25 protein-coding genes are annotated in these 26,068 nt (G+C 72.3%); 13 read left to right on the top strand and 12 right to left on the bottom strand.

The features are described from left to right. Window positions 1-65 precede the first annotated feature (65 nt). The 4 genes from QSK37_RS02690 to QSK37_RS02675 all read left to right on the top strand — a co-directional run bounded on the left by QSK37_RS02690 (window position 66) and on the right by QSK37_RS02675 (window position 3,885). Window positions 66-584 (top strand): SigE family RNA polymerase sigma factor, encoded by a 519-nt coding sequence (locus tag QSK37_RS02690; RefSeq protein ID WP_285617259.1) that lies wholly within the window; start codon window positions 66-68, stop codon window positions 582-584. Continuing rightward, window positions 581-1,765, top strand: coding sequence for a hypothetical protein (locus QSK37_RS02685; RefSeq protein WP_285617258.1), 1,185 nt, complete (start codon window positions 581-583; stop codon window positions 1,763-1,765). Before QSK37_RS02690 ends, QSK37_RS02685 begins: the two co-directional genes overlap by 4 nt. Before the next feature lie 166 nt (window positions 1,766-1,931). Further along, window positions 1,932-3,035 (top strand): alpha/beta fold hydrolase, encoded by a 1,104-nt coding sequence (locus QSK37_RS02680; protein WP_285617256.1) that lies wholly within the window; start codon window positions 1,932-1,934, stop codon window positions 3,033-3,035. Continuing rightward, window positions 3,025-3,885, top strand: a complete 861-nt coding sequence (locus QSK37_RS02675) for an alpha/beta fold hydrolase (protein WP_285617255.1) — start codon at window positions 3,025-3,027, stop codon at window positions 3,883-3,885. The genes QSK37_RS02680 and QSK37_RS02675 overlap by 11 nt, the downstream gene beginning before the upstream one ends. Window positions 3,886-3,888: 3 nt before the next feature. Here QSK37_RS02675 and QSK37_RS02670 read toward each other — a convergent pair whose 3' ends face one another. Then, complete coding sequence (locus QSK37_RS02670; RefSeq protein ID WP_285617254.1) at window positions 3,889-4,803, bottom strand: aminoglycoside phosphotransferase family protein; 915 nt, start codon at window positions 4,801-4,803, stop codon at window positions 3,889-3,891. Next, entirely contained in the window at window positions 4,800-6,032 is a 1,233-nt protein-coding gene (locus QSK37_RS02665) for an MFS transporter (RefSeq protein ID WP_285617252.1), read from the bottom strand. Before QSK37_RS02665 ends, QSK37_RS02670 begins: the two co-directional genes overlap by 4 nt. A gap of 29 nt (window positions 6,033-6,061) precedes the next feature. Between QSK37_RS02665 and QSK37_RS02660 the strand changes: the two genes are divergently transcribed. Further along, a complete protein-coding gene (locus QSK37_RS02660) occupies window positions 6,062-6,712 on the top strand; it encodes a TetR/AcrR family transcriptional regulator (RefSeq protein ID WP_285617251.1) in 651 nt (216 codons plus the stop codon). Between the two features lie 86 nt (window positions 6,713-6,798). Here QSK37_RS02660 and QSK37_RS02655 read toward each other — a convergent pair whose 3' ends face one another. Genes QSK37_RS02655 through QSK37_RS02645 form a run of 3 tightly spaced genes read right to left on the bottom strand, consistent with a single transcriptional unit; the run spans window position 6,799 to window position 9,254 of the window. Beyond that, window positions 6,799-7,350, bottom strand: coding sequence for a cysteine hydrolase family protein (locus tag QSK37_RS02655; protein ID WP_285617250.1), 552 nt, complete (start codon window positions 7,348-7,350; stop codon window positions 6,799-6,801). Between the two features lie 54 nt (window positions 7,351-7,404). Continuing rightward, the gene (locus QSK37_RS02650) at window positions 7,405-8,808 is read right to left on the bottom strand and encodes an MFS transporter (protein ID WP_285617249.1); all 1,404 of its coding nucleotides are present in this window, start codon (window positions 8,806-8,808) and stop codon (window positions 7,405-7,407) included. Further along, complete coding sequence (locus tag QSK37_RS02645) at window positions 8,808-9,254, bottom strand: MarR family winged helix-turn-helix transcriptional regulator (protein WP_285567089.1); 447 nt, start codon at window positions 9,252-9,254, stop codon at window positions 8,808-8,810. Before QSK37_RS02645 ends, QSK37_RS02650 begins: the two co-directional genes overlap by 1 nt. 94 nt (window positions 9,255-9,348) lie before the next feature. On the opposite strand from QSK37_RS02645, the gene QSK37_RS02640 reads away from it, so the two are divergent. Then, window positions 9,349-11,370 (top strand): S9 family peptidase, encoded by a 2,022-nt coding sequence (locus tag QSK37_RS02640; RefSeq protein WP_285617248.1) that lies wholly within the window; start codon window positions 9,349-9,351, stop codon window positions 11,368-11,370. On the opposite strand, the gene QSK37_RS02635 is transcribed toward QSK37_RS02640, so the two are convergent. The 6 genes from QSK37_RS02635 to QSK37_RS02610 all read right to left on the bottom strand — a co-directional run bounded on the left by QSK37_RS02635 (window position 11,291) and on the right by QSK37_RS02610 (window position 15,799). After that, window positions 11,291-12,115 (bottom strand): urease accessory protein UreD, encoded by an 825-nt coding sequence (locus QSK37_RS02635; RefSeq protein WP_285617246.1) that lies wholly within the window; start codon window positions 12,113-12,115, stop codon window positions 11,291-11,293. The genes QSK37_RS02640 and QSK37_RS02635 overlap by 80 nt on opposite strands. Continuing rightward, window positions 12,112-12,792, bottom strand: a complete 681-nt coding sequence (ureG, locus tag QSK37_RS02630) for an urease accessory protein UreG (RefSeq protein ID WP_285617244.1) — start codon at window positions 12,790-12,792, stop codon at window positions 12,112-12,114. Before ureG ends, QSK37_RS02635 begins: the two co-directional genes overlap by 4 nt. 18 nt (window positions 12,793-12,810) lie before the next feature. Then, window positions 12,811-13,446, bottom strand: coding sequence for an urease accessory protein UreF (locus QSK37_RS02625; protein ID WP_285617242.1), 636 nt, complete (start codon window positions 13,444-13,446; stop codon window positions 12,811-12,813). Continuing rightward, window positions 13,446-15,143, bottom strand: a complete 1,698-nt coding sequence (locus tag QSK37_RS02620) for an urease subunit alpha (protein WP_285617240.1) — start codon at window positions 15,141-15,143, stop codon at window positions 13,446-13,448. Before QSK37_RS02620 ends, QSK37_RS02625 begins: the two co-directional genes overlap by 1 nt. Next, window positions 15,136-15,429 (bottom strand): urease subunit beta, encoded by a 294-nt coding sequence (locus QSK37_RS02615; protein WP_285617238.1) that lies wholly within the window; start codon window positions 15,427-15,429, stop codon window positions 15,136-15,138. The genes QSK37_RS02620 and QSK37_RS02615 overlap by 8 nt, the downstream gene beginning before the upstream one ends. A gap of 67 nt (window positions 15,430-15,496) precedes the next feature. Then, entirely contained in the window at window positions 15,497-15,799 is a 303-nt protein-coding gene (locus QSK37_RS02610) for an urease subunit gamma (RefSeq protein WP_285617237.1), read from the bottom strand. A 197-nt stretch (window positions 15,800-15,996) separates the two neighbouring features. Between QSK37_RS02610 and QSK37_RS02605 the strand changes: the two genes are divergently transcribed. From QSK37_RS02605 to QSK37_RS02595, 3 genes are read left to right on the top strand one after another with little or no spacing between them, the layout of a single operon-like run. Continuing rightward, window positions 15,997-17,709, top strand: coding sequence for a hypothetical protein (locus tag QSK37_RS02605; protein WP_285617236.1), 1,713 nt, complete (start codon window positions 15,997-15,999; stop codon window positions 17,707-17,709). Window positions 17,710-17,734: 25 nt separating this feature from the next. Beyond that, a complete protein-coding gene (locus QSK37_RS02600; RefSeq protein WP_285617234.1) occupies window positions 17,735-18,274 on the top strand; it encodes an LOG family protein in 540 nt (179 codons plus the stop codon). 5 nt (window positions 18,275-18,279) lie between these two features. Then, the gene (locus tag QSK37_RS02595; RefSeq protein ID WP_285617233.1) at window positions 18,280-18,429 is read left to right on the top strand and encodes a hypothetical protein; all 150 of its coding nucleotides are present in this window, start codon (window positions 18,280-18,282) and stop codon (window positions 18,427-18,429) included. Window positions 18,430-18,448: 19 nt separating this feature from the next. Here QSK37_RS02595 and QSK37_RS02590 read toward each other — a convergent pair whose 3' ends face one another. Then, window positions 18,449-19,705 (bottom strand): ABC transporter ATP-binding protein, encoded by a 1,257-nt coding sequence (locus QSK37_RS02590; RefSeq protein WP_285617232.1) that lies wholly within the window; start codon window positions 19,703-19,705, stop codon window positions 18,449-18,451. Between the two features lie 225 nt (window positions 19,706-19,930). On the opposite strand from QSK37_RS02590, the gene dnaG reads away from it, so the two are divergent. From dnaG to efeB, 4 genes are all read left to right on the top strand, one after another. Next, complete coding sequence (dnaG, locus tag QSK37_RS02585) at window positions 19,931-22,273, top strand: DNA primase (protein ID WP_285617229.1); 2,343 nt, start codon at window positions 19,931-19,933, stop codon at window positions 22,271-22,273. 71 nt (window positions 22,274-22,344) lie between these two features. Further along, window positions 22,345-23,487, top strand: coding sequence for an RNA polymerase sigma factor RpoD (gene rpoD / locus QSK37_RS02580; protein ID WP_285618861.1), 1,143 nt, complete (start codon window positions 22,345-22,347; stop codon window positions 23,485-23,487). 227 nt (window positions 23,488-23,714) lie between these two features. Then, window positions 23,715-24,836, top strand: a complete 1,122-nt coding sequence (gene efeO / locus QSK37_RS02575) for an iron uptake system protein EfeO (RefSeq protein ID WP_285617227.1) — start codon at window positions 23,715-23,717, stop codon at window positions 24,834-24,836. Beyond that, complete coding sequence (gene efeB, locus QSK37_RS02570) at window positions 24,833-26,053, top strand: iron uptake transporter deferrochelatase/peroxidase subunit (RefSeq protein WP_285617225.1); 1,221 nt, start codon at window positions 24,833-24,835, stop codon at window positions 26,051-26,053. The genes efeO and efeB overlap by 4 nt, the downstream gene beginning before the upstream one ends. Window positions 26,054-26,068 lie beyond the last annotated feature (15 nt).

Below are 26,068 nucleotides of genomic sequence, written 5' to 3'. Positions count from 1 at the left end.
TCCTTCGAGGCATAGTGGCGGCCACCTCCCGGGGTCTCAGGGGTGAAAGCGATTCGGAGGTAGCGATGGACCCCGCGACAGAGCGGCAGTTCCGTGAGTTCATGGAGGAGAGGTCGGTCGCGCTGATGCGCCTGGCGTATCTCCTGACCGGAGGTGATCAGCACGCGGCCGAGGACCTGCTGCAGACGGCCCTCAGCAAGACGGTGACGCGGTGGGCGGGCGTGAGGAGCCCCGAGGCGTACGTGCGTCAGGTGATGTACCGGCAGCAGGCCGACTTCTGGCAGAGCCGATGGCGGCGGCGCGAGACCCACGTCGCCGTCCCCCCGGATGAGGCACGCCACGACGACACGCCCGCGCTGGATCTGCGGGTCGTCGTCGGCGATGCCCTGACCCGGATCACGCCCAGGCAGCGGGCCGTGCTCGTCCTGCGGTTCTTCGAGGACCTGCCCGAGAAGGAGGTCGCGCGCCTGCTCGGCTGCAGCGTCGGCACGGTGCGCAGCACCACTCACCGCTCGCTCGCCCGGCTGCGCGAGCTGGCACCCGAACTCGGCGACGCACGCGGTATCAAGGAGGTCGTACGGTGAACACCGAGACACAGATCAAGAACGCCTGTGCGCACCTGTCCGCCCAGGCCCGCGTACCGGCCGGCCTGACCGACCGGGTCCTCGCCGCCGAGCGGGCGCCGCGGCGGCTCCGGCGGCCGCTGGGGTACTCCCTCGCGGCCGGCGCGGCGGCACTCCTTGTGGGAGCGGGAGTCGGCGTGACGGTCACGCACCGGTCGGCCCCGAAGCCGACGGTACGCACGATCGCCCCGGTGACCCTGTCCTCGGACACGTCGCTGCGCACCGATCTCGGCAGTACGTTCCCGCGCCACCTCGTCGCGGCCGGGCACACCGCCGTCGCCGCGTACTACACGGCGCACCGGGGGGAGTCCGGCGGCATCCGGCGCACGTGGTACCTGTACGACCCGGGCTCCGGAACGTATGAGAAGACGCCGTGGGCGTACCTCGACGTCGCGCCCGGCATGCATCAGGCGGCGGTGATCGAGGGCCCGTTGCCGGCTCCGCGGATCGGCGTCCTCGACATGGCAACGCGGAAGGTCACCCGCTGGATCTCGGTCGGGCACAAGGTCGGCGGTGTCGCGTGGGCACCGGACGGGCGACGGCTCGTGCTCACCGCGTACGCCAAGGACCCCGACGTGATGGCCCCTCCCACCGGCGGCCCCGGGTCCCCCCAAGGCTCGCGGACCGGCTTCGCCGTCGTCGACAGCACGACGGGGCACGGCGCCTTCCACGCGTTGCCTCCCTACCCGGGTGCCCCCGGCAGCCGCCAGGACCTCGGCTGGAGCCGGAGCGGCACCCTGGTCTGGGCCCCGACCGAGACGGACCCCGCGAAGGTCTTCTACGACCTGAACGGATCGCCCCGGCCCGCGCCGGCGCACGAGGCCGACGCGATGGAGGACGCCGGGCTCTCCCCGAACGGCACCCTCCAGGCGAAGTTCGGGCCGCCTCCGGGCCCCGCCGTCACCATCACGAACGTCACGACCGGCAAGAAGGTCACGAACCTGCCGATCGAGCAGGCCAGGGCCTGGGCCGATGACGGGCGGCTGTTCGCGATCGGCTGCGCCGTGAAGAAGTGCACCGGGAAGGGGGAGTTCAACAACCGGCTCCTCCTGGTGACCCTCCAGGGCAAGATCACGCCGCTCACGGGCTACCACCGCTCCGACAAGCTCGGCGCGTGGGTGCCGGTGTTCACCCACCGCTGAGGAGGCCGTTCGCGGACGCCGGGCCTCGGGGCCCGGCGTCCCGGCGGTCCTGCGCCGAGCGCGGTAGTGGCGAATACCGCGCTGGGCAGACGATCCGGAGGACTTCACCGGGCGAACATCGACAGGCGAACGGACCTGTTGACGCGACGATCGGCTGGAGTGAGCGATGCCCGAGTTCCTCGACCGCCGGAGCTTCCTGAAGACCTCCGGCACCACCGGGCTGATGGCCGCCGGTATCACCGGGCCGGTCGCAGCGGCGGCGTCCCGGCGCGACGTGATCCGGCACCGGATCGTCCGGACGAACGGCATCGACATGCACGTCGCCGAGGCGGGCCGCGGACCGGCCGTTCTGCTCCTGCACGGCTTTCCCGAGTTCTGGTACTCCTGGCGCCATCAACTTCCCGCCCTGGCCGCCGCCGGCTTCCACGCCGTAGCCCCCGACCTGCGGGGCTACGGCCACACCGATGCCCCGGCCGGCGCCTACAGCCTCCGCGAGAACCTCGCGGACCTGACCGGCCTGCTCGACGCGCTCGGCATCGCGGCCGCGGCCGTCGTCGGCCACGACCAGGGCGCGACCTTCGCCTGGGCCGGCGCCCAGCTCCACCCCGAACGCTTTCCCGCGGTCGTCGCGCTGGGTGTGCCGTACGCGGCCCGGCTGCCGATGCCCCTCACTCAGTTCATCCGGCAGAACAACCCCGGGAAGTTCAACGTCGTCCTGTACTTCCAGCGGCCCGGCGTGGCCGAGACCGAACTCGACGCGGACGCGGCCCGTACGCTGCGCATGACGATGTTCGCGCTGTCGGGTCAGGCCCCGCCCGGCCTCGTACGGCGATGGCTGATCGACACCCCCGAGGGGGCCGGCTACCTCGACCCGCTGCCCGACCCGGGCGTACCGTCGCGCTGGTGCGACTGGCTGACCGACCGTGAGTTCGGCCGGTACGCGCGGGAGTTCGGACGCACCGGGTTCGACGGGGCGATCCGGCGCTACCGCGCCTTCGACTTCGACTGGTCGGACCTGCCGCAGGTCGGCACGCTGAAGGTCGCCCAGCCCACGCTGTACGTCACCGGCGAACTCGACTCCGCCTATGTCTTCGGCTCCCTCAACGAGATGCGCGCCAACGTGCCGGGCCTGCGCGACGTCGTCATCATGCCGGGCTGCGGCCACTGGACCCAGCAGGAACGCCCCCGCGAGGTCAACGACCACCTTCTCGGCTTCCTGCGCTCGGAGTACGTTCGACCGGACGAGCGGAGGCGACCGAATGGCCGGTGAAGGAACATCGTGGCGAGGACGCGCCGAGTACTTCGCCGCGTACGACGCCGTCCTGGCCCAGTGGCCGGTCACCTCGGAGCCCGTCGACGTGCCGGGGCGGTTCGGCACGACCCACGTCCGCGTCTGCGGACCGCGCGACGGCCGGCCCCTGGTCCTGCTGCACGGCGGCGGCGCCACGTCCAGCGTGTGGTTCGCCAGTGTGGGCGAGCTGAGCCGCACCCATCGCGTGTACGCGGTGGACACCATCGGGGACGCCGGCCGTAGCGTGAACGACGGCCGCCCGGTCGGCAACCTGGCCGGGTTCATGGACTGGCTCGACGAACTGTTCGACGCGTTGGACCTCGACGGCGTGTCCCTCTGCGGCCACTCGTACGGCGGCTGGCTCGCGCTCAATTACGCCCTGCACGCGCCGCGGCGGGTACGCAGGCTCGCGCTGCTCGAACCGACCAACTGCTTCGCCGGCCTGACGATGAGCTACCGGCTGCACGCCGTGCCGATCTTCGTCCGGCCGAGCCCCGAACGGGTGCGCGCCCTCATCACGTGGGAGACCGCCGGCATGCGCGTCGATCCGGCCTGGCTGAGGCTGACGTCCCTCGGCTCTGGGTTCCCGGGCGCGAAGATCGTCATGCCGCGCCGGCCGGCCCCGGACCGGCTGCGCGCCTCGACCGTCCCGACGCTGCTGCTGCTGGCCGAGAAGAGCCGGACGCACGACGTCCACAAGGTGTCGGCGAACGCACGGGAGCTCATGCCCCACGTCGTCGGCGCGGTCCTGTCCGGCGTGTCACACCACTCCACGCCGACCGAGCGGCCCGAGCAGCTCAACCGCGAGCTGGGAGCGTTCCTCCGGTGAACGTCACTCGGTGAGGCGGTCGGCGGTGGTCAGCATCTGGCGGCCCAGTGGCTGAAAATCGATCTTCGTGCAGAGGAGGCCCGTCGCCACGCGTTCGATGGCGCCCCACTCCCAGATGGCCTCCGCGTCGAGGTCGTGACGGTGGGCCAGCCACCGGGCGCGTTCGCGAGGGTCGCCGGTCAGGAGTTCGACCGGGTCCTCGCGCATCAGGATGCCCAGGTCGTACTCCGGCTCGGCCAGGAGGCCGTCGGGGTCGACCAGTTTGAAGCCCCCGTCCGTCTCCAGGGCGTTCCACTGGTGCACGTCGCCGTGGACGAGCACGGCGCGTTCGTCGTCGTGGGCCTCGGTACGGTGGCGTGCGCAGGCGAGCGCGTGGGCGACGGTGCGTGCGGCGCACGGGCGGTCGAGTTCCTCCCACGTCCGCTCGACGTAGTCGGCCAGCCACCGGCCCTTGTCCGCGCCGGTCGGCAGGCCGCAGCCGGGCGCCGGGCGCCAGATCCGTACGGCGGCCGCGCACAGGATCTCCTGCCGCCGGCGGAGCGGGAGGGAGAGCCGGGACAGCGGGCGGCCGAGGCGTTCGAGCAGCAGCGCGCCGCGGTCGGGATCGGCGCGCAGCAGGCGTACGCAGCCCTCTCCGCCGGTCAGGCGCAGCACGGTGATCTCGTTCCGGGCGGCCTCGACGACGCGCGGAACGCACAGCTTCAGCACGGCGGGCGTGCCGTCGGCCAGCGTGGCCTCGGACACGAGCGCCTCGGTCGCGTCCGGATAAGGCGCGCCCACGCCGATGTCCCACTCCCGTGACAGGTCCGCGACCAGCGAGGGAAGCTTCTCGAGCCACCGCGTGGCACCGGACGCCAGCGCCTTGTTCCGTACGACCTCCGGGACGCGCGCACGCCAGGGACGGCCGGTCTCGCTCATGTGCCGGACCGTAGGCCGGACGCGCACGCACCGCACCCGATTTTCCGCGGGGCCGCTCCGCGGCGGAGGGCGAAGGTGACGACGAGCGCGAGGGCGGCGGCCGCCGCGGCGGTGAGGAACGCGGCCCGGTCGCCGACGTGGGCGCTGATCAGGCCGGCGGTGGGTCCGGCCACGAGAATGCCGAGGTCCCAGAAGCTGGTCGTCAGCCCGACCGAGACGCCCGGGCGCACCGGCCCGGAGCGGGCCAGGGTCATCGCGACGGTGGCGGGGAACATCAGGCTCAGCCCGACGCCGACGAGGGCCGCTCCCGGCAGCGCGGTCACCGGATCCGGCGACCGCGCGACCAGGAGAAGGCCGGCGCTCTCGATCGTCAGGACGACGAACGCGACTCGCGTCCCGCCGTGGCGGTCCACCCGGGGGCTGCCGAGCCAGCGGGTGACCAGGAACGCTCCGGCGAAGACGGCGAGTGCGGCGTTCTGCCCGCCGTGCCCGCCCGAGGTCAGGTACAGCACGAGCAGCGTGGTGACGGTGCCGTAGCCGTACGCGCTGAGCCCGAGCCCGAGGCCGGGCAGCACCGCTCCGGCGGGCACCAGGTCGCGGAGGCCGCGGGGCCGGAACGCGGGCCGGTCCTCGTGCACGGGCTGGGGCCCGGTGGTGACGACCAGCAGCGCGCAGGCCAGGCCGAGGCCGAGCACGGTCCACCACACCGCGCGCGGCCCGCCGGAACCGGCCGCGATCGCGACCAGCGGCCCCGCGGCGAGCCCGCCCCACATGGACAGCCCGAACCAGCCCGCCACCCGGCCGCGCCGCTCCGGCGGAGTTCCGGTGAGGACCCACGGCAACGCCGCCGAGAACACGGCCGCCTCGCCGGCCCCCATGACGACCCGTGCGAGCAGCAGTACGGCCAGGTCGGGGGCGAGGAGGTGCCCGAGCGCGCCGAGGGCGATCAGGAGCCCACCGGCCAGCACCACCGGACGGGAACGGCCGGCGTCTCCGGCCCGCCCGGCCCAGGGCCGGCCGAGCGCGGTCGCCGCGAAGGCGATGCCGACCGCCCAGCCCGCGGCGACGGTGCCGCCGGTGAACCGCTCGATGACGTAGCCCGGCAACGCCTGCAACGTCGCGCCGAACGCCAGGTAACCGCACAGCACCGCCGACCACAGCCGCCGTACGGGCGGGCCGGTCGTGCCGGCGGCGGGCTCCTGTCGCGTCGGTACTTCGTTGATCTCCATGGGAGAGATGATACCGATCGGGACCATCTATGGAACCGGGCGGTATCATCTACCGGTCCGACAAGAGACGGGAAGTGGTCATGCCGGTCGCCAAGGGTGAGCCGCTCGATCCGGCCGCGACGCGGGCGCGCATTCTCGACGCCGCGACCCGGCTGTTCTACGCGCACGGTGTGCACGCCGTGGGCGTCAACGACATCGCGGCCGAGGCCGGAGCGTCCAAGCTGAGCCTCTACCGCAACTTCGGGTCCAAGCAGCGGCTCGTCGCGGCGATGCTCGTCGAACGCTCCGAGCGGGTGCACGCCTGGCTGCGCCGGGAGACCGCCGACGCCCCCGCGGGCGAGGAGCGCGTGCTGGCCGTGTTCGACCTCCTCGCCACCTGGTTCGGCCAGGCCGACTACCACGGCTGCGTGGTCGTGAACACCGTCACCGACACCCGCGCCCGGGACCCCGAGGTGACCGCTCTCGGCCGCGCGCACCTCGACCGCTACCGCGAACTGCTCGCCGAACGCCTCGCCGAGCTCGACCCGCCGCCGGCCGAACCCGGACGGCTGGCCCGGCAGCTTCTCCTGCTCATCGAGGGCGCCGTCACGGTCGCGGCGATCGACTCCGGCGACCCCGCGCCCGGAGCCGACGCGCGCGACGCCGCCCGCTGCCTCATCCGGTCGGCGCCTCGCCGCTGAGCGGCTCCAAGGCGAGGGGTTCCGGGCGATCTCTCGGGGAGACGGCTACCTGAAAGCCGGATCCGTCTCCCCGGCGGAAGGAGCGGTCAGGTCAGGGTCTTGGCCCACTCTTCGATGGTGACGACGTCGGCCTGGCGGGGGAAGACCTTCTCCGTCAGGACGCGGTGGACCTCCGGGTCCGGGTCGTGACAGGCGTCGGTCAGGACGGTGAGGCGGTAGTCCAGGTCCGCGGCCTGGCGCAGGGTGGACAGGACCACGCCGCTGGTGGCGACGCCGGTCAGGACGAGATGCTCGATCCCGTGGGTGCGCAGGACCAGTTCCAGGTCGCTGCCCGCGAACGCGCTGACGCGTTTCTTGGTGATCACCGGTTCGTCCGGCCGGGGGGCGACGGCCTCGTGGATGGCGCTGCCCGGGTCGTCGTCGGTGAAGACGTCCGGCGGGAGGGCGCCGAAGGCCTTGTTGCGTTCGTTCGCCTTCGGGGAGCCGGGGCGGAAGCCGATGACCACGTGCAGGACGGGGACGCCCGCGTCGCGGGCGGTGGCGACCGCGCGGGCCACGCGGGTCGCGTAGTCCGGGTCCGTGACGCGGTTCATGATGCCTTGCTGCACGTCCATCACGAGCAGGGCTGTGTCGCTCATGGATGCCTTTCCAGTGGGTGTTCTCATCGACGCCTCGCGTGACAGCGGGGCGGGTCAGTCGGGCCGCGCCGTACGGCCGATCCGACGCAGCGAGCGGTCGGCCACGGTGATGGCCAGGAACAGCGCCGAGACGGCGAGCATGAACCAGGCCAGGTGGTGCAGGCCGGCCGTGTCGGCGCGATGGGGGAAGAAGGCGCCGGTGGCGGCGGCGGACACGATCGCGCCGAGGTACATGAACGTGCGCAGCAGTCCGGCCGAGGAGCCCATGCGCGCCGGCTCCGCCTGGTGGTAGACGGAGTTCTGCAGGGCGAGGCTGTTCAGGCCCTGCGGGACGCCGAAGACGAGCGCGACCGCGACGAGGATCCAGATCGCGCTGTGCGAGCCGAACGCGGTCAGCAGCGCGCAGGCGACGAGCTGGCAGGCGGCGCCGACGAGGAGCTTGCCGCGGATCTCCTTGCGGCGGCCGGTCGTGGTCGAGACGAGGATCCCGGTCAGGAACAGCGGCAGCTGCATGAGCCCGGCCTGGGACGACGACAGGCCGCGTCCCTGCTCCAGCCACTGCGTGTAGCCGTACAGGAAGGAGTAGGAGACGACGTAGGCCAGCAGGGTGCGGGCGTACGTGGCCAGCAGGGGCAGGTTGCCGCCGAGGACGCGCAGGTCGATGAACGGCTCCTCCCGCCGCAGCTCGACGAACGCGAAGGCGGCCGCCGCCAGGACGGTCACCACCGGCAGGTACCAGTAGGTGAGCCCCGGGTTCATCAGGAAGAACAGCAGCGAGATCAGCATCGCGGCGAACAGCGCCATGCCCGGGAAGTCCAGGCCCGACCGGTCGTCCGGTCCGCGTTCCGGCCGTGGCGTCCTGGGCAGGCGCAGCAGGCCCAGGACGAGGCCGGCCGCGGCCAGCGGGATGTTGACGGCGAAGGTGGTGCGCCATCCGCCCAGGCCGATCAGCAGGCCGCCCAGGGAGGGGCCGATGACGGCGATGGTCTGGCTGGACACCGCGAGGGCGGTCAGGACGCCGGCCGGGCTCTCCCGGCCGGTCCGCTCCGCCTCGCTGCGGATGAGCGACATCGCGGCCGGAAAGCCGGCGCACGTGCCGAACCCGAGCAGGACCCGCGCGACGACCAGCACGCCCAGATTGGGCGCGAGGAGGCCGACGAGCCCGGCGATCCCCGTGAGGGAGGTGCCGACGAGGAACAGCAGGCGCGGGCCGTACAGGTCGATCAACCGGCCCACCACGGGCTGGCCGATCGACGTGGCCAGGTAGAGCGCGGAGACCAGCCATGCCGTCTGCGACGGCGGTGCCCCGAGTGCGGCGCCGATCGGCACCAGCGCGACCGCGATGATCGAGGAGTTGACCGGGTTGAGGATCGATCCGAGGATCATCGGGGCGAGGAGCCGCCGGTCGAACGTCTCCGGGGAGCGGGTGTACGGGCGTCGGGTGACTCTCGTGCTCATCAGCGCACGAGCCGGTCGAGGAGCGCCATCGCCTCGAGGATGGTCGCGCGCTCCCGCTCGGTGCAGGCGTCCTGCAGGGCGCGGGCCAGCCATTCCTCGCCCGCGCGCCGCTTGTCCTCCAGGAACGCGCGTCCGCCGTCGGTCGGCGAGACGAGCTGGCGACGCCCGTCGCCGGGGTCGGGGCGGCGCTGGATCAGGCCGCGCTCCTCCAGGACCGCGAGCGTCGCGGCCATCGACTGCGGGCGGACCCGTTCGGCCGCGGCCAGGTCGCTCGCCGACGCGGGACCCTCCTTGCTCAGCCTGCTGAGCGCCGACGTCTGCGACGGCGTGAGCCCTTCGTTGTCGTAGGACTCCTTCAGCCGCCGGCGCAGGCGGCTGAACACCGTCCGGACCTCGTGCGCGGCGCGGACGGCCGACTCGGTGACATCCGCGGTGATCTCATCCATGACCCACACGGTAGATCCTTCAGCCTGAACTGTCCAGTTGGAGCTGTTCAGTTGGAGCTGGCGGATCGCCGGGCGCTGTGGCAGGGTTGCGCCGATGACCCAGCCCTCCCTGCCCGACCTGATCTTCCGTACGCGGCGGTTCACGCTGGGCGTCCCGGAACGGTTCACGGTCTGCGCCGGCGGCGGGACGGTGGTCTTCCTGCGCGGCCGCGCGGGCGACGACCCGGCGACCTGCCTGTGGGCGCTGGACCTGGACTCGGGGACGGAACGGCTGCTGGCCGACCCGGGCGGTCTGGCACGCGGGATCGATGACTACGCGACCGACGCGAGCGGAGGGCTCGTCGCGTTCACGCTGGCGGGCGGGCTGTGGACGGTGAACGTCGCCGGCGGGCCCGTACGGCGCCTGCCCGCCCGCGACCACGCCGCCGACCCGTGGCCCGACCCCACCGGCCGCCGGATCGCGTACGTCTCCGGCGACGCGCTGCGGGTGATCGAGGCGGACGGGACCGGCGACCGCCTGGTCGCGGCGCCGGACGGGCCGGAGGTGACCTTCGGGATCGGGTCACCGGACGCCTCGCGCGGTTTCTGGTGGGACCCGGACGGCGAACGGTTGCTGGTCACGCGGGTCGACTCGGCGGGCGTCGCGGTGTGGCACGTCGCCGGACGGGCCGACGACCCGGCCGCCGCGCCGCGCGCCGTGCGCTACGCGGCGGCCGGCATGCCCGGTCCCGAGGTCACTCTGTGGATCGCCGGCCTCGACGGCTCGCGGACCGAGGCGCGATGGGACCGGCGGGCCTTCGAGTACGTGCCGGGCTGCGGATGGGACGACCACGGCCCGTACGCCGTCGTGCAGTCGCGCGACCAGCGCACCGTCCGGTTCTTCGGGATCGACCCGGCCGGCGGCCGGACGACGCTCCTCGCCGAACAGCGCGACGCGTGCTGGGTGCAGCTCGTTCCCGGCCTGCCGGTACGCACCGGGTCCGGCGCGATCGTCGCCCACGCCGACCTGCGGGGCACCCGGCACCTGACCGTCGGGGGAGTCGCCGTCACGCCACCGGGGCTCCAGCTGCGGGCCGTGCTCGGCGTGGACGGCGACGACGTCCTGTTCGCCGCCTCCGACGAACCGGCCGAGACCCACCTGTGGCTCCATCGCCCCGGAGCGGGCGTCCGGCGGCTGAGCACGGAGCCGGGCGTGCACGCGGGCACGCTACGGGACGGGACGCTCGTGCACGTCACGCGGGCGGGAGACCGGCCCGGCGGGCGGGTCGAGGTACGGCGGGCGGGGCGGGCCGTCCCGATTCCGTCGAAGGCGGAACGGCCGCCGCTGGACGTCCACGCGACGCGGCTCGTGCTCGGGCCGCGTGAGCTGCGTGCCGCGCTGTACCTGCCCTCCTGGCACCGGCCCGGCGACGGGCGGCTGCCGGTCCTGCTCGACCCGTACGCGGGCGCGGGCCGGCAGCGGGTCACCGCCGAGCTCGACTGGCGGTGCCTGGTCTCGCAGTGGTTCGCCGAGCAGGGCTTCGCCGTGCTGGTCGTGGACGGGAGGGGAACACCGGGGCGCGGACCCGCCTGGGAACGCGAGGTCCACGGCGACCTGTTCGGGCCCGCGCTGGAGGACCAGGTGACCGCGGTACGGGAGGCCGTGCGGCTCCGGCCGGACCTCGACCCCGGCCGGGTCGGCATCCGCGGCTGGTCCTTCGGCGGCTCGCTCGCCGCGCTGGCCGTCCTGCGCCGTCCAGACGTCTTCCACGCCGCGGTGGCGGGGGCCGGCGTCACCGACCAGCGGCTCTACCACGCCCAGTGGCGTGAGCGGTTCCTCGGTCATCCGGAGGCGTTCCCCGAGCGGTACGAGGCGTGCTCGCTGGTGGCCGAGGCGCCCCGCCTGACCCGCCCGCTGCTGCTCATGCACGGCCTCGCGGACGAGAAGGTGCACGTGGCGAACACGTTGCGCCTGTCCGGCGCGTTGCTGGCCGCGGGTCGCCCGCACGAGGTACTGCTCCTGCCCGGCGCCGGCCACGAGGCGATCGGCTCGCTGGTCACCGCCGACCTGCTCCGCCATCAGGCGCGGTTCCTGCGACGGCACCTGCATCCCGCGACACGGCCGCACGGGTCGTAGGAGGGCTTTGAGGCGGGTCCTCGATCCCGGCGGCGAGTCGCGCCTCGGCGGTTCCGCGGGTCAGCCGGTCGCGGAGGCGTACGGTGTCCTCGGCGAGTGCCGTGACCAGCACCGCCGGGCCCGCCAGCGGCAGTACCCCCAGGCCCTCGGCGGCGTACGGCTCCCGCGTCAGGTCCTCTCCCGCGAGCAGGACCGTGCCCGCCGCCTTCGCGGCGCCGAGGACGGCGGCGCTGGTCGCGTTCTCATCCACCCGCAACTCGTGGTGCAGCAGCGGCAGGCCGTCGTACGTCACGTCGAAGCGGCTCACGTAGCGGCCCGGGCGTTCGCCGTGGCGGCCGAGGACGATCTCCTCGCGCCAGGTCAGCGTCGCGCCGCGCTCCAGGGTCACCTCCGCGAGGGCCCGGTGGTCGCAGCCCGCGGCGGCGATGGCCGGCTCCGGCTCGAAGACCAGCCGCGCGCCCGCCGCGACGCGGGCCCGTACGGCCAGCCGGGAGGGGCCCGGCCGGCGGCCCGGCAGCACCAGCGACGCGGCGGCCGAGCGCACCGCGAGGCACGCGTCCGGGCCGACGTCGATGGTCAGCTCCAGGTCGTCGCCGCCGAGCGGGCCCGCGCCCGCGCCCACGAGGTACACCGCGCCGCCCGACTCGCGCAGCGCGAGCGGACCGTCCGAGCGGAGCCGGGTCACCCGCGTCCGGCCGTCCGGTGCCCGCACCGCGGCCACCGCCGCGCGCGACGCGAAGTTCACGCCGGGGTCCGCTCCCGTACGGCGCTCCGCACCCAGTCGGCCACCTCCGGCACGTCCGGCGACTCGCGCAGCGACGTGAACGCGATCGGCAGGCCGCCGCGTACACGCTCGGCGTCGCGGGCCATCACGTCGAGGTCGGCGCCGACCAGCGGGGCGAGATCGATCTTGTTCACCACCAACAGGTCGGCCGTTGTCACGCCGGGGCCGCCCTTGCGCGGCACCTTGTCGCCGCCGGACACGTCCAGCACGAAGATCTGCCGGTCGGCCAGCCCGCGGCTGAACGTCGCGGTCAGGTTGTCGCCGCCGCTCTCGACGATGACCAGGTCGAGCGGTCCGTGGCGTTCCTCCAGCAGCTCCACCGCGTCGAGGTTGGCCGAGATGTCGTCGCGGATCGCCGTGTGCGGGCAGCAGCCGGTGCGGACCGCCTCGATCCGGTCGTCGTCCAGCACGGCGTTGCGCCGCAGGAAGTCGGCGTCCTCGGTCGTGTAGATGTCGTTGGTGACCACGGCCAGGTCGAGCTCGTCGCGGAGCAGGCGGCACAGCGCGGCGGTCAGCGCGGTCTTGCCGCTGCCGACCGGCCCGCCGATGCCGAGCCGGAGCGCCCGGTGCGGCTTCGTCTCACGGAGCTCTCGGTGCGGCTCCGCCGCAACGGTGTCGTGGCTGTGGTCGAGTCCCATGACAAGATCCCCCCGATTTCAGGATTCGAACAGGCGCAGGTCGGCCTGCCGGTGCAGCTCGGCGAACAGGTCGAGGGCGGGCGCGGACGCCGCGGGCAGGACGCCCGCCCGTACGCTCTCGGCGGCCTCGGCGGCGGTCGCGTCGATCCGCCCGGCCAGGTCCGCGAGCACCCGCTGGACGCCGAGCGGGTCGAGGCCGAGCAGGCGCACGGCCGCCGAGGCGGGCCCGGTCACCGCGCCGTACGCCGCGATCGCCGCGGCCTGCGCGGGCGTGCCGCCCGCGACACGGACGACGGTGCCGAGCACGACCGGATGGTGCGACGGCCCGAGTTCCTCCAGCGCCGGGTGCGGCCAGGCGGCGCGCGCGGCCCGCAGCAGCGCCCGCCCCTGCGCGAGCGACGCGTGCCGCTGCGCGGGGGAGGGCGTGCGCGCGTCCGCCTCGGCGTCCAGCCCCGGCCGGCCGCCCGCGCACGCCGCCGCGGCCAGCCCGGCCGCGACCAGGCCCGCGGTGGCCAGCCGGCCGCGCAGGAAGTCCGCCAGCGTGGGCAGGTCCCGTACGACCCCGGCGGTGACGGCCGGCTCCAGCCCGCCGGAGTGCGCGTGCCCGCCCGCGGGGAGCCGCGAGTCGGCGAGGAGGAGCAGCGCGGCGTCCATCAGAACAGGAAGTACCGCTGGGCCATCGGCAGCTCGGCCGCGGGCGCCGGCTCGACCTCGTCGCCGTCGACGGTCACGGTGAACGTGTCCGGGTCGACCTTGATCTCGGGCAGCGCGTCGTTGAGCGGCATGTCCGCCTTGCCCAGCCGCCGGGTGTCGCCGACCGCGACGAGCCGCCGCCGTACGGCCAGCCGGTCGGCCAGGCCGTCGTCCAGGGCCGCGGGCGCGACGAAGTGCACCGAGGTGGCGGGCGCCGCCGTGGCGCCCCACATCGGCCGGGGGAACACCGGCTGCGGCGTCGGGATCGAGGCGTTCGCGTCGCCCATCTGACCCCAGGCGATCATGCCGCCCTTGAGCACCACGTGCGGTCGTACGCCGAAGAACGCCGGCTCCCACAGCACCAGGTCGGCGAGCTTGCCCACCTCCACCGAGCCGACCTCCGCGTCCAGGCCGTGCGCGATCGCCGGGCAGATCGTGTACTTGGCGACGTAGCGCCGGGCGCGCAGGTTGTCGTCGAGCCCGCCGCGGTGCCCCTTCATGACGTGCGCGGTCTGCCAGGTGCGGATCACGGTCTCGCCGATGCGGCCCATCGCCTGGGAGTCCGAGCCGATCATCGAGATCGCGCCCAGGTCGTGCAGGGCGTCCTCGGCCGCCATGGTCGTCGGGCGGATCCGCGACTCGGCGAACGCCAGGTCCTCCGGCACCGACGGGTTGAGGTGGTGGCACACCATGAGCATGTCGAGGTGCTCGTCGAGCGTGTTCACCGTGTGCGGCCGGGTCGGATTGGTCGAGGACGGCAGGACGTTCGGGTGCGCGGCGACCGTGATGATGTCCGGAGCGTGCCCGCCGCCCGCGCCCTCGGTGTGGTACGCGTGGATCGACCGGCCGCCGATCGCGTTCAGCGTCGACTCGACGTACCCGGCCTCGTTGAGGGTGTCGGAGTGCAGCGCCACCTGCACGCCGGAGGCGTCGGCGACGCGCAGGCACGCGTCGATCGCGGCCGGGGTCGACCCCCAGTCCTCGTGCAGCTTGAAGCCGGACGCGCCGCCGCGCAGCGCCTCCCACATGGCCTCCTCCGACACCGTGTTGCCCTTGCCGAGCAGCGCGACGTTGACCGGGTAGGGGTCCATCGCCTCCAACATCCGGGCCAGGTGCCACGAACCGGGCGTGACGGTCGTCGCCTTCGTGCCCTCCGCCGGGCCGGTGCCGCCGCCCACGAGCGTCGTCACCCCGGCGCCGAGCGCCTCCGCGACGAGCTGCGGGCAGATCAGGTGAACGTGGGAGTCGACCGCCCCGGCGGTGAGGATCCGGCCGTTGCCGGCCAGGATCTCGGTGGACGGCCCGATCACCAGGTCCGGGTGCACCCCGTCCATCGTGTCCGGGTTGCCGGCCTTGCCGAGCGCGACGATCCGGCCGTCGCGCACCCCCACGTCGGCCTTGACGACGCCCCAGTGGTCCAGCACCACGACGCCCGTGATCACCAGGTCGGGCGCGCCCTCGGCCCGCGTGGCGACACCCTGGCCCATCGACTCGCGGATGACCTTGCCGCCGCCGAACACCGCCTCGTCGCCCGCGCCCTCGCCCCGGCTCAGGTCCTCGGTGACCTCGATGAACAGGTCGGTGTCGGCCAGCCGCACGCGGTCGCCCGTGGTCGGCCCGTACAGCTGGGCGTAGCGCTCGCGCGAGATCTCAGTCATGGCGCAGCCCGGGTACGAGCCGGCGGCCGGCGAGCGGGACCAGGGAGACCTCCCGGGCGATGCCCGGCTCGAACCGCACCGCGGTGCCGGCGGGCACGTCGAGCCGGAGCCCGCGAGCGGCCTCCCGGTCGAACGCGAGCGCGTCGTTGGCCTGGGCGAAGTGGTAGTGCGACCCGACCTGCACGGGCCGGTCGCCGGTGTTGACCACCGTCAGCGTCGTACGCGGACGGCCGGGGTTCAGCGCGACCGTCCCCTCACCCGGCACCACCTCTCCCGGAACGCTCATGAGTCCTCCTTCGTCGGAGGAGCGATCACCAGCGGGCTGTGCTTGTCGATTCGCTCGCTCCGCTCGCTCATGGGATGGGCCGGTGGACGGTGACGAGCTTGGTGCCGTCGGGGAACGTCGCCTCGACCTGCACCGACTCCAGCATCTCCGGGACGCCGTCCATCACGTCCTCGCGCGTGAGCACGGTGCGGCCGGCCTCCATGAGGTCGGCGACCCCGCGGCCGTCGCGCGCGCCCTCCAGGACGTACGCGGCGATGATCGCGGTCGCCTCGGGATGGTTGAGCCGCAGCCCTCGGCCGCGGCGGTCGCGGGCGAGACCGGCCGCCACGTGGATGAGCAGGCGTTCCTGCTCGTGCGGGGTGATGAGCACACAGGGACGCTAACCCCGGACGTCGTACCAGGTGAATGGCCCGGCCGACGATGTAACAGGAATTTCACAGCGGAAACGGTGTCCGCCGGAACCCCGGAGGCCGGGGCACGGTCAAAGAACGAGGCCCCCGCGCCGGGAGCCCTCCCGAGCCATTGGTGGTAGATCAGGACCGTACCCCTCGACCCCAAGGCGGCCACATGAACCTTTTCAAGGCGCGCTTCTCCGGGCTCCTGCTCTGGTGGGCCTGGATGCCCGTGGGCGCGTTCCTGTTCTGGATCCTCCTGCGGTACGGGCTCTCCGGCATGGGGACGTGGTCGCAGTGGTGGCGGCTCACCGTCGTGCAGCGCATGTGGCTGCCCGGCGGCACGCTGAGCCACGCCACCGGCCTGTTCTGGTTCTGGGTCGCCGTCGGCCTGATCGGCACCGCCGTCATCGTGGTCGCCGACGACAACGGGGCCCGCTCCTCCGGCGCCATCGCCACCGTGGCCGTCATCGCCGCGCTCGGCGTCCTGGCCGTACCGTTCCTGCGGGTGGTCTGGGACAACGACAAGGACGAGGGCCGCTACTACAACCGCGCCACGACCTGGCACATCACCGACGGCGCGAACCCTCCCGCCTCCCTCGGGTACCTCATGCGCGGCGCCAAGGAGGGAGAGCGCGGATGCTCCTACCGCGGTGCCGCCGACGTACGGGGCTGCGTCCAGGTCGACAAGCTGACCGGCATCGCCGACTGGGAGGGCCGCACCTCCTCCTACGCCTCGGCCCAGCAGATGATGGCCCACGCCGCCTCGCCCGCCCCGAAGGTCGACTTCTGGGAGGACACCCTCACCTACCTGTACGGGGCGCCCCCGAAACCCGGCGGCGACAGCGGTCCGGGCATCTGGACCGCGGTCCTCGACGGCTCCGGCAAGGCCACCCCGACATACGGCATCGCGTCCTGGGACGGGGCCTCCAACACCGTCAAGGTCGCGTGCCGCTTCGCGCCGGGAGACTTCGACCGCGCCTTCCACGGGGCGCGCGGCAACAGCCTGCCCAACTGGCTCGGTGAGAAGTACCCCGACCTGCTGTGGGACGACAATGACGTCTGGGGCTACTGCCAGGGCGGCAAGCCCGTCATCGTCATCCCGGTCAAACGGCAGATCGGGTTCAAGAACCGCAGCGTCATGACCGCCGCCGGCGTGCTGGTCCTCACCGGCGACCACGGCGTCCACGCCGCCTACCGCCGTACGGTGCGGGCGGGCGACCTGCCCGGCCCGGCGTACCCCGAGAGCCTGACCGTGCTGCAGCGCCAGGCCACCGAATGGGCCGCCGGCCGCAAGTGGCGGTCACGGGCGTCCTTCGGGTTCAAGCCCACGGTCGACGACGTCCAGGGCGGCAACACCTCCGAGTACCTGCTCCGCGGCCCCGGCGACCACCTGTACTACGTCACCCCGCTGACGCCGAACGCCAGCAAGAGCCAGGCCTTCATCGCCTACGCCGTCTCCCCGGCCGACGCCGCGGCCGACGGCCGCCTCAACGCCATGGACCTGTACGTCCTGCCCGACGGCGATCCCAACGTCGCCAACCTCAACGCCCTGACGAACAAGGCCACCGACGCCGTGCGCGGCATCGACCCGACGTTCCTCAACACCGGCGGCCGCCTGGAGGAGTTCACCCCGCTGGGCGGCGACATGTGGCGCGTGTACGGGGTCCGGCGGGGGCTCACGGAGTTCTACGTCGACCTGTCCATCACCGGACGCACCAGCCCGCGCACGGTGAACGTCTCCAGCACGCCGAACCCGGGCGGGAAGACCGCACCGACCGTGTCCGGCTGCGGCAAGCCGCCCGCCGCGATGTCCACGAAGGAGCTGGCGAACTGCATCGGCGCCCTCGGCGACGAACTGCGCCGCCGAAACGGATCCACGCCGTGAACGGGCCGAGTTCTACGGTGTCCGCATGAACATCTGCGTCTTCCTCTCCGCGGCGGACCTTTCCGAGACCTACACCCGACCCGCCCGTGAGCTGGCGGAACTCATCGGCAAGGGCGGGCACACCCTGGTCTGGGGCGGCTCCGACACGGGCCTGATGAAGGTCGTGGCGGACGGAGTGCACCAGGCCGGCGGACGGCTCATGGGGGTCTCGGTGCGTTTCCTGGTCGACAAGGTGCGTCCCGGCGTGGACGACATGGTCGTCGCGCGAGACCTGGCCGAGCGCAAGAGGCTGCTGCTGGAGAAGGCCGACGCGGTAGTGATCATGGTGGGCGGAACCGGAACGCTGGACGAGGCGACGGAGATCCTGGAGCTGAAGAAACACGGCCAGACCGACAAGCCGCTGGTGCTGCTGAACAGCGCGGGCTTCTACGACGGCCTGAGGGAGCAGTTCCGGCGGATGGAGGACGAGGGGTTCTTGCCGTGCCCCCTCGCGAACCTGGTCTTCTTCGCCGAGGAGCCGGCGGGCGTCATGGCCTACCTCGAGGAATCTCACAGCATGCGATGAGGCCGGTGCCAGGTGTCGCCGGCGTCCTGGCGACCTATCTGCCCCAGGTGGAGTACCGCGACCCGCTGCTGCCGTTCGCGCCGGAGGCGCCGGTCGAGGAGATCCTGCCGCACGTCGGACGCACGGCGGTGCTTCGGCTGGACCCGGCGACCTGACCGCGCCGGCCGCTACCCGTCAGCGATCGATCTTGTCGACCCGGCGGCCGTCCTCGGAGAACAGGAGCATCCGCTCGGTGTCGACCGACAGGCGTACGGTGTCGCCCGCCGCGATGCCCGACCGGTTCTCCATGCGGAAGACCAGGTCCGACCGGCGGTGCGTGCCGCCGTGGGAGACCGGGTTGACCGGGGCCTCCTCGGCCGTGAGCCCCGTCGTGCGCAGCAGCCGGCGGAGCACGCCCGGCCGGCCCGCCTGCCGGGTCTGCTGCGGCTCGTCGTCGCGGAACGTCTCCGCGTCGACGAGCACCACGCCCGCCTCCACATGCGCCAGCCACTCGTGCCCGTGGAACTCCAGCGCCCGCACGCGCCCGGAGATCAGGCCGTCCGGGTCCGGGCGCATCGCGTCGGCGCGGATGCCGACCGTGACGAACGCCCCATGTTGCGACACCAGCGCGGTGGCCCGTGAGTCCGACCAGGGCAGGTTCAGCTGCTGGTCGCCGATGCCGAGGGTGACGCCGTCGTTCTGGTCGGCGCGCACCGTGGCGCGGACCAGGTTGATCGGCGGCGCGCTGAGGAACGCCGCGGTGAACATCGTCGCCGGGTCGTCGTACACCTGCTGCGGCGTGCCGACGTCCTCCAGGACGCCGCGCCGCAGAATCGCGACGCGGTCCGCGAGCGTGAGCGCCTCGGTCTGGTCGTGCGTGACGTACAGCGTGGTCACGCCCAGGGACCGTACGAGCGCGCCGATCTCCATGCGCAGCTCGGTGCGCAGGCCGGCGTCGAGGTTCGACAGCGGTTCGTCCATCAGGAAGATCCCGGGCTGGCGGATGAGCGCCCGGCCCATCGCCACCCGCTGCCGCTGGCCGCCCGACAGGGTGGACGGAAGCCGGTGAAGGGTCTCCTCGATGCCGAGCGCGCGCGACAGTTCGACGATCCGCTCGTGCGAGTCGGAGTCGTTCTCGCCCGCGACCTCCAAAGGGAACGAAATGTTGCCGTGAACGTTTCGGTGGGGGTAAAGCGCGCCGTTCTGGAACACCATCGCCAGGTTCCGCTCGCGCGGCGGGAGATGGTTGGCGAGCTGTCCGCTGAGCCAGAGGCTGCCCGAGGTGATCTCCTCCAGCCCGGCGACCATCCGCAGGATCGTCGACTTCCCGCATCCGGAGGGCCCGAGCAGGACGAACAGCTCGCCGTCGGGTATGCGCAGGGTCAGGTCGCGGACCGCGTGGAAACCATCCGGATAGACCTTGTTCACCGCATCCAGAACGACCTCGGTCATCGCTTACGACACCTCATGCTCACCGCGGCGGTCGGGAATAGCCGAACCGACGCGTGCGGGATTGCGGCCGCCGGGGTCCCCGTACACCCGATGACAAGAGCCGGCGGAATCCGTTATGGCCCACCGAAGTTGAGCCAGTACACCTCGTAAGTCCGTGATTTGTCCAGTCGCCCCGAATAGCGGGGCACGGCCTCGTCTACGGCACGGCGCGACTAGACTGCCGACGTGGCAGGCCGGATCCGCGATGAGGACATCGCACTCGTACGCGAACGGTCACCGATCGACGCGGTCGTGGGGGAGTACGTCCAGCTCCGCAACGCCGGAGGCGGTGCCCTGAAGGGCCTCTGCCCGTTCCACGATGAGAAGTCCCCATCGTTCAACGTCTCAAACGGCCTGTGGCACTGCCTCGCGGGCGAGACGCGCGTGCTCACCCGGGAGGGGCTCCGCCCGATCCGCGAGCTGGCGGGCGGCACTCACCGCATCCTCGGACGTGACGGCCGGTGGCGCGACGCTCCGTTCTACTCGTTCGGCGTCCAGCCGCTGATGCGCATCGTCCTGAGCCGCGACGGCCGGCGCAAGGAGATCCACGCCACCGCCGAGCACCGCTGGTTCGTCGGCGCGAGTGAACAGCGCGAACTGACGACACGGGCCCTCGCGCCGGGCCACCGCCTCGCGTACGTCCTCACGTCCCGTCCCGAGCCGGTGCCCGCCGGAGTCGCGGCGGCCGGCGCGCGCGGCTCCGATGGCGACCCGAGTTGGGTGGTCGAGTCCGTCGAGGAGAGCGGCCGGGTCGAAGAGGTTTTCTGCGCTGTTGTCGATGAGGGGCATGCATTTGTCCTAGAAGACAACATTTTGACCGGAAACTGCTTCGGCTGCGGAGAAGGCGGCGACGCGATCGCCTTCATTCAGAAGATCGACCATTTGTCGTTCACCGAGGCGATCGAGCGGCTCGCGGCCAAGGCGGGGATCCAGCTTCGCTACACCGAGGGCGGATACGTCCCCGGGCGGCAGAAGGGGGAGCGGACCCGGCTGGTCGAGGCGCACCGGGCCGCGGCCGAGTTCTACGCCGAGCACCTGCTCACCCCGGCCGCCGAGATCGGCCGGCGGTTCCTGGCCGAGCGCGGGTTCGGGCGCGAGGAGGCCGAGCGGTTCGGCGTCGGATACGCCCCCAACGAATGGGAGGCGCTCGTACGCCACCTGCGCGGCCGCGGCTTCAGCGACAAGGAGCTGATCACCGGCGGGCTGGCGAGCCAGGGCCGGCGCGGGCCGATCGACCGGTTCCGCGGGCGGCTGATCTGGCCGATCCGCGACCTCACGGGCGACGTCGTCGGGTTCGGCGCGCGGCGGCTGGAGGAGCGCGACGACGGCCCCAAGTACCTCAACACCCCCGAGACGCCCCTGTTCAAGAAGGGATCGGTGCTGTACGGCGCCGACCTGGCCAAAAAGGAGATCGCCCGGCGGCGGCAGGCGGTCATCGTCGAGGGCTACACCGACGTCATGGCCTGCCACCTGGCCGGGGTCGGCACCGCGATCGCCACCTCCGGCACGTCGTTCGGCGACGAGCACATCAAGATCCTGCGCCGGCTCCTGATGGACCAGGACGAGGCGAGCGGCGAGGTCATCTTCACCTTCGACGGCGACGCGGCCGGGCAGAAGGCCGCCCTGCGGGCGTTCGAGTCCGAGCACAAGTTCGCCGCGCAGACGTTCGTGGCCGTGCAGCCCGACGGGCTCGACCCCTGCGACCTGCGCATGAAGCACGGCGACGCCGCGGTGCGCGACCTGGTCGCGTCCCGCGTGCCGCTGTTCCGGTTCGCCATCCGCGCGACCATCGAGAAGTACGACCTCGACACCACCGAAGGCCGGCTGGCCGCGATCGACGCCGCCGCACCGATCATCGCGGGCATCCGCGACCGCGGCATGCGCGACCGGTACGCCATCGACCTGGACCGGTGGACCGGCTTCCTGGACGAGCAGTTCGTGCTGCGCCGGGTCCGCGAGCACGCGACGCGCCGGCGCGGCGACACCCGGGGTCGCCGGGGAACCGCCGCCGAGGCTCCGGAGGCGCCGGCGCCGCCGCCGGTCCCCGCCTACGATCCGAACGACCCGATCGTCCGGGTCGAGCGGGAGACCCTCAAGCTCGCGGTGCAGCGGCCGGCGCTGCTCGGGCCAGGCTTCGACGCCGTGTCTCCGGACGCGATGCTCGTTCCCGGCCACGCGGCCGTCTGCAGACTGATCGCCGAACTCGGGGGCACCGCCGCCGCGACCGGACCGGAATGGGCCGGCCTGCTGCGGGACGCCGCGCCGAACGACGAGGTCAGAGGCCTGGTCACGAGCCTCGCGGTCGAACCGCTCCGTTATTTCGGACTTCCGGACGACCGATATGCCCAATCTCAGCTGTCCAGATTGCAGGAAGTGCAGGTGACCCGCGAGATCGCGAAGCTGCAGTCCAAACTAGGACGGCTGAATCCGGTCGAGCACGGCGAGGAGCATCGCCGCCTGTTCGGCGATCTCATGGCTCTTGAACAGCAGAGACACAAGTTGCGCGAGCGCGGAATCGGGTCGTTGTGAGGGAAGTGGCCGAAAAATAGGTCCCCCGTTACGCGGCCACCTTGACGCACACTGTCACCGTGGGCCCTTCAGTGCTGCCAAGCGAGACGCCGTCGGTTGAGCAGGTGGCGGACCTCGTCGCACGCGGCAGAGAGCGCGGAATCACAGTCGACGACGTGGCTGCCGCGCTCGACCGCTCTGACCTTCCGGCCGACTCGGTGGACCGGGTCGTCCGGATTCTGGGAGAGCAGGGTGTCGAAGTCCTCGAGTCCAGCAGCGCACACGAGGACTCGGCGCGCGTCGACGGAGATGATGTCTCCCGTCGCGCGCCGACGAGCGACCTGGTACGTATCTACCTGCGAGAGATCGGCCGCGTGCCGCTACTCACGGCAGAAGAGGAAGTCGAACTCGCGAAATCGATCGAGGCGGGGCTGTTCGCCGAGGAGAAGGTGGCCGGTGCGGCCATCCTCCTTCCCGGCGAACGCGACGACCTCGAACAGCTCGCCCGCGACGGAGTCCGGGCGAAGCAACGACTGATCGAGGCCAACCTGCGCCTGGTGGTGTCCATCGCCAAGCGCTACGTCGGCCGCGGCATGCTGTTCCTCGACCTGATCCAGGAGGGAAATCTCGGCCTGATCCGTGCCGTCGAGAAATTCGACTACACCAAGGGGTACAAGTTCTCGACCTACGCGACCTGGTGGATCCGCCAGGCGATCACGCGAGCGATCGCCGACCAGGCCCGGACCATCCGGATTCCGGTCCACATGGTGGAGACCATCAACAAGCTGGTGCGGGTGCAGCGCCAGCTCCACCAGGACCTCGGTCGCGAACCGGCCCCCGAGGAGATCGGCGCGGAGATGGGCCTTTCCCCCGAACGGGTCATCGAGATCCAGCGCGTCGCCCAGGAACCCGTGTCCCTGCAGTCGCCGATCGGGGAGGAGGACTCCGACCTCGGCGACTTCATCGAGGACGCGGACGCCGTGGTGCCCATCGAGGCCGCGGCGTTCATCCTGCTCCAGGACCAGCTCGACGGCATCCTCGGGTCGCTGTCGGACCGTGAGCAGCGGATCATCCAGCTGCGTTTCGGCCTGACGGACGGTCATCCGCGGACGCTCGAAGAGGTCGGCCGGGAGTTCGGGGTGACGCGGGAGCGCATCCGGCAGATCGAGTCGAAGACGCTGGCGAAGCTGCGCCATCCGACGCGCGCCCAGATGCTCCGCGAGTATCTGGAGTAGCGCGGGTCCACCGTAGGCCGAAACGGCCCCCGGCCGCCCTTTCCCCCGAGGGCGGCCGGGGGCCGTTCTGCGAGCTCACGGCGCCCTTGTCTTCTTTCGTGGCTTCGGTGCCCCAAGAGAACAGTGAGCAAGCTCGCATCCGGCCCTCAGCTGCGCGGCTTGACGGAACGAGCTTAGGTGAGGCTAACTTAGGCAGTCCTAACCATTTCCCTCACGCTGGAGACCGCATGCGTCCTGCCCACTTGATCGCCGCTGCGGGGGCGGTCGTCGCCTCGCTGTCCCTGTTGTCGGCGTGCGGGAAGGACGACGCGGCCGGCGGAGGCAGCGGCGCGATCTCGGTCACCGCCACGGACTCCTCCTGCGAGGTCGGCACCAAGAGCGGTACGGCCGGCGCCACCACCTTCAAGGTCACCAACAAGGGCTCCCAGGTCAACGAGCTGGAGATCCTCGCGCCCGACGGCAAGATCGTCTCCGAGCGAGAGAACATCGGCCCGGGCACCGGCGCGGAGATCACCGTCACGCTCGCCGCCGGCACGTACAAGGTGATGTGCAGCGCCGGGATGACCGGCAAGGGGCCGTCGCAGAGTTTCACCGTGACCGGCGAGGGGAAGGCGACCGACCCGCGCCTGGACGCCGCCGTCGCCTCGTACCGCACCTATGTCGGCGAGCAGGTCGACGACACCCTCGCCAAGGCCAAGAAGTTCGCCGCCTCGGTGTCCAAGGGCGACATCGCCGGCGCCAAGGCGGAGTTCGCGCCCTCGCGCGTCGGCTGGGAGCGCATCGAGCCGGTGGCCGAGTCCTTCGGCGACATCGACCCGAAGGTCGACAACCGCGAGGCGGACCTCAAGCAGGGCGACAAGTGGACCGGCTGGCACCAGATCGAGAAGGCTCTCTGGAAGACCAAGTCGCTCAAGGGCGAGGGCCCGTACGCCGACCAGCTCGTCAAGGACCTGGAGACGCTCAAGACCCGCGTCGGCACCGCGTCGATCACCGCCACGTCGATGGCCAACGGCGCCAAGGAACTGCTCGACGAGGTGGCCACCGGCAAGGTCACCGGCGAGGAGGACACCTTCTCCCACACCGACCTGAGCGACTTCAAGGGCAACGTCGACGGGGCGCAGAAGGCGTTCGAGCTGCTCAAGCCGGTCGTGCAGGAGCGGGACGCCGACCTGGCCTCGGACCTGACCGACGAGTTCGCCAAGGTGCAGAAGCTGCTGGCCAAGTACGAGAAGGGCGACGGGTACGTCTCCTACGACACCGTCGGCAAGGATCAGCGGAAGGAGCTGTCGGACGAGGTGAACGCACTGGCCGAGCCGCTGTCGAAGCTCGCGGGGGTGGTCGCCAAGTGACCGAGGTATCCAGACGCAGGCTGTTCGCCTACTCGGGTGTGTCGCTGGCCGCGGGCGCCGCGGCCGGCGCCGGCCTGGTCAGCGTCGCGCAGGCCGTCGAGCAGCCCGCCGACGACGGGGCGGTCCCGTTCTTCGGCGCGCACCAGAGCGGCATCGCGACGCCCGTGCAGGACCGCCTGCACTTCGCCGCCTTCGACGTCGTCACCGACGACCGCGACCGCCTGATCCGCATGCTCAAGGAGTGGACCGCGGCCGGCGCCGCGCTGACCGGCGGCCGCCCGTACGGCTCGGCGGCGGGCGGGCTGCCCGAGTCGCCGCCCGACGACACCGGCGAGGCCCTGGGCCTGCCTCCGGCGCGCCTCACCCTCACCGTCGGCTTCGGCCCCACGCTGTTCGAGAAGGACGGCAAGGACCGCTTCGGGCTCAAGGCGCGGCGTCCGGCCGCGCTCGCCGACCTGCCGCACTTCCCCGGAGACGCTCTGGACCCCGACCGCAGCGGCGGCGACATCTGCGTCCAGGCCTGCGCCGACGACCCGCAGGTGGCGGTGCACGCGATCCGCAACCTGGCCCGGATCGGGTTCGGCGTCGTCGCGGTGCGCTGGTCCCAGCTCGGCTTCGGCAAGACGTCCTCCACCACGCCGGACCAGCAGACGCCGCGCAACATGTTCGGCTTCAAGGACGGCACCCGCAACATCTCCGGCGATGACGACAAGGCGCTCGACCAGCACGTCTGGGCCTCGGCCAAGGACGGCGTGCCCTGGATGGCCGGCGGGTCGTACGTCGTGGTCCGCCGCATCCGCATGCACATCGAGACCTGGGACCGCACGTCGCTCAAGGAGCAGCAGGACACCTTCGGCCGCACCAAGGGCGAGGGCAACCCGTACGGCGCCGAGCACGAGCACGACCCGGTGCCCCTCGCCAAGCTGCCGGCCGACTCGCACGTACGCCTGGCGCACCCCGACAGCAACGGCGGCGTACGGATCCTGCGCCGCGGCTACTCGTTCACCGACGGCAGCGACGGGCTGGGCCGCCTCGACGCCGGCCTGTTCTTCATCGCCTACCAGCGTGACCCGCGCAAGCAGTTCGTCGCGCTGCAGAACAGGCTCGCCGGCAACGACCACATGAACCAGTACGTCCAGCACGTCGGCTCCGGTGTCTTCGCCTGCCCACCGGGCCCGCGCAAGGGCGGCTACTGGGGCGAGACGCTCTTCGCCTGAGGCCGCCCGGCGGGC

It is taken from the genome of Actinoallomurus iriomotensis, assembly GCF_030269445.1.
Classification (GTDB): domain Bacteria; phylum Actinomycetota; class Actinomycetes; order Streptosporangiales; family Streptosporangiaceae; genus Actinoallomurus; species Actinoallomurus iriomotensis.
The sequence above is the reverse complement of the archived record's forward strand: the minus strand, read 5'-3'. Positions and strand labels throughout refer to the sequence as shown.

Bases quoted from the DNA above. Each gene is read 5' to 3' on its own strand.
- QSK37_RS02690 (WP_285617259.1), top strand. From the start codon at position 66: ATGGACCCCGCGACAGAGCGGCAGTTCCGTGAGTTCATGGAGGAGAGG.
- QSK37_RS02680 (WP_285617256.1), top strand. From the start codon at position 1,932: ATGCCCGAGTTCCTCGACCGCCGGAGCTTCCTGAAGACCTCCGGCACC.
- QSK37_RS02675 (WP_285617255.1), top strand. From the start codon at position 3,025: ATGGCCGGTGAAGGAACATCGTGGCGAGGACGCGCCGAGTACTTCGCC.
- QSK37_RS02670 (WP_285617254.1), bottom strand. From the start codon at position 4,803: ATGAGCGAGACCGGCCGTCCCTGGCGTGCGCGCGTCCCGGAGGTCGTA.
- QSK37_RS02665 (WP_285617252.1), bottom strand. From the start codon at position 6,032: ATGGAGATCAACGAAGTACCGACGCGACAGGAGCCCGCCGCCGGCACG.
- QSK37_RS02660 (WP_285617251.1), top strand. From the start codon at position 6,062: ATGGAACCGGGCGGTATCATCTACCGGTCCGACAAGAGACGGGAAGTG.
- QSK37_RS02655 (WP_285617250.1), bottom strand. From the start codon at position 7,350: ATGAGCGACACAGCCCTGCTCGTGATGGACGTGCAGCAAGGCATCATG.
- QSK37_RS02650 (WP_285617249.1), bottom strand. From the start codon at position 8,808: ATGAGCACGAGAGTCACCCGACGCCCGTACACCCGCTCCCCGGAGACG.
- QSK37_RS02645 (WP_285567089.1), bottom strand. From the start codon at position 9,254: ATGGATGAGATCACCGCGGATGTCACCGAGTCGGCCGTCCGCGCCGCG.
- QSK37_RS02640 (WP_285617248.1), top strand. From the start codon at position 9,349: ATGACCCAGCCCTCCCTGCCCGACCTGATCTTCCGTACGCGGCGGTTC.
- ureG (WP_285617244.1), bottom strand. From the start codon at position 12,792: ATGGGACTCGACCACAGCCACGACACCGTTGCGGCGGAGCCGCACCGA.
- QSK37_RS02625 (WP_285617242.1), bottom strand. From the start codon at position 13,446: ATGGACGCCGCGCTGCTCCTCCTCGCCGACTCGCGGCTCCCCGCGGGC.
- QSK37_RS02620 (WP_285617240.1), bottom strand. From the start codon at position 15,143: ATGACTGAGATCTCGCGCGAGCGCTACGCCCAGCTGTACGGGCCGACC.
- QSK37_RS02615 (WP_285617238.1), bottom strand. From the start codon at position 15,429: ATGAGCGTTCCGGGAGAGGTGGTGCCGGGTGAGGGGACGGTCGCGCTG.
- QSK37_RS02605 (WP_285617236.1), top strand. From the start codon at position 15,997: ATGAACCTTTTCAAGGCGCGCTTCTCCGGGCTCCTGCTCTGGTGGGCC.
- QSK37_RS02600 (WP_285617234.1), top strand. From the start codon at position 17,735: ATGAACATCTGCGTCTTCCTCTCCGCGGCGGACCTTTCCGAGACCTAC.
- QSK37_RS02590 (WP_285617232.1), bottom strand. From the start codon at position 19,705: ATGACCGAGGTCGTTCTGGATGCGGTGAACAAGGTCTATCCGGATGGT.
- efeO (WP_285617227.1), top strand. From the start codon at position 23,715: ATGCGTCCTGCCCACTTGATCGCCGCTGCGGGGGCGGTCGTCGCCTCG.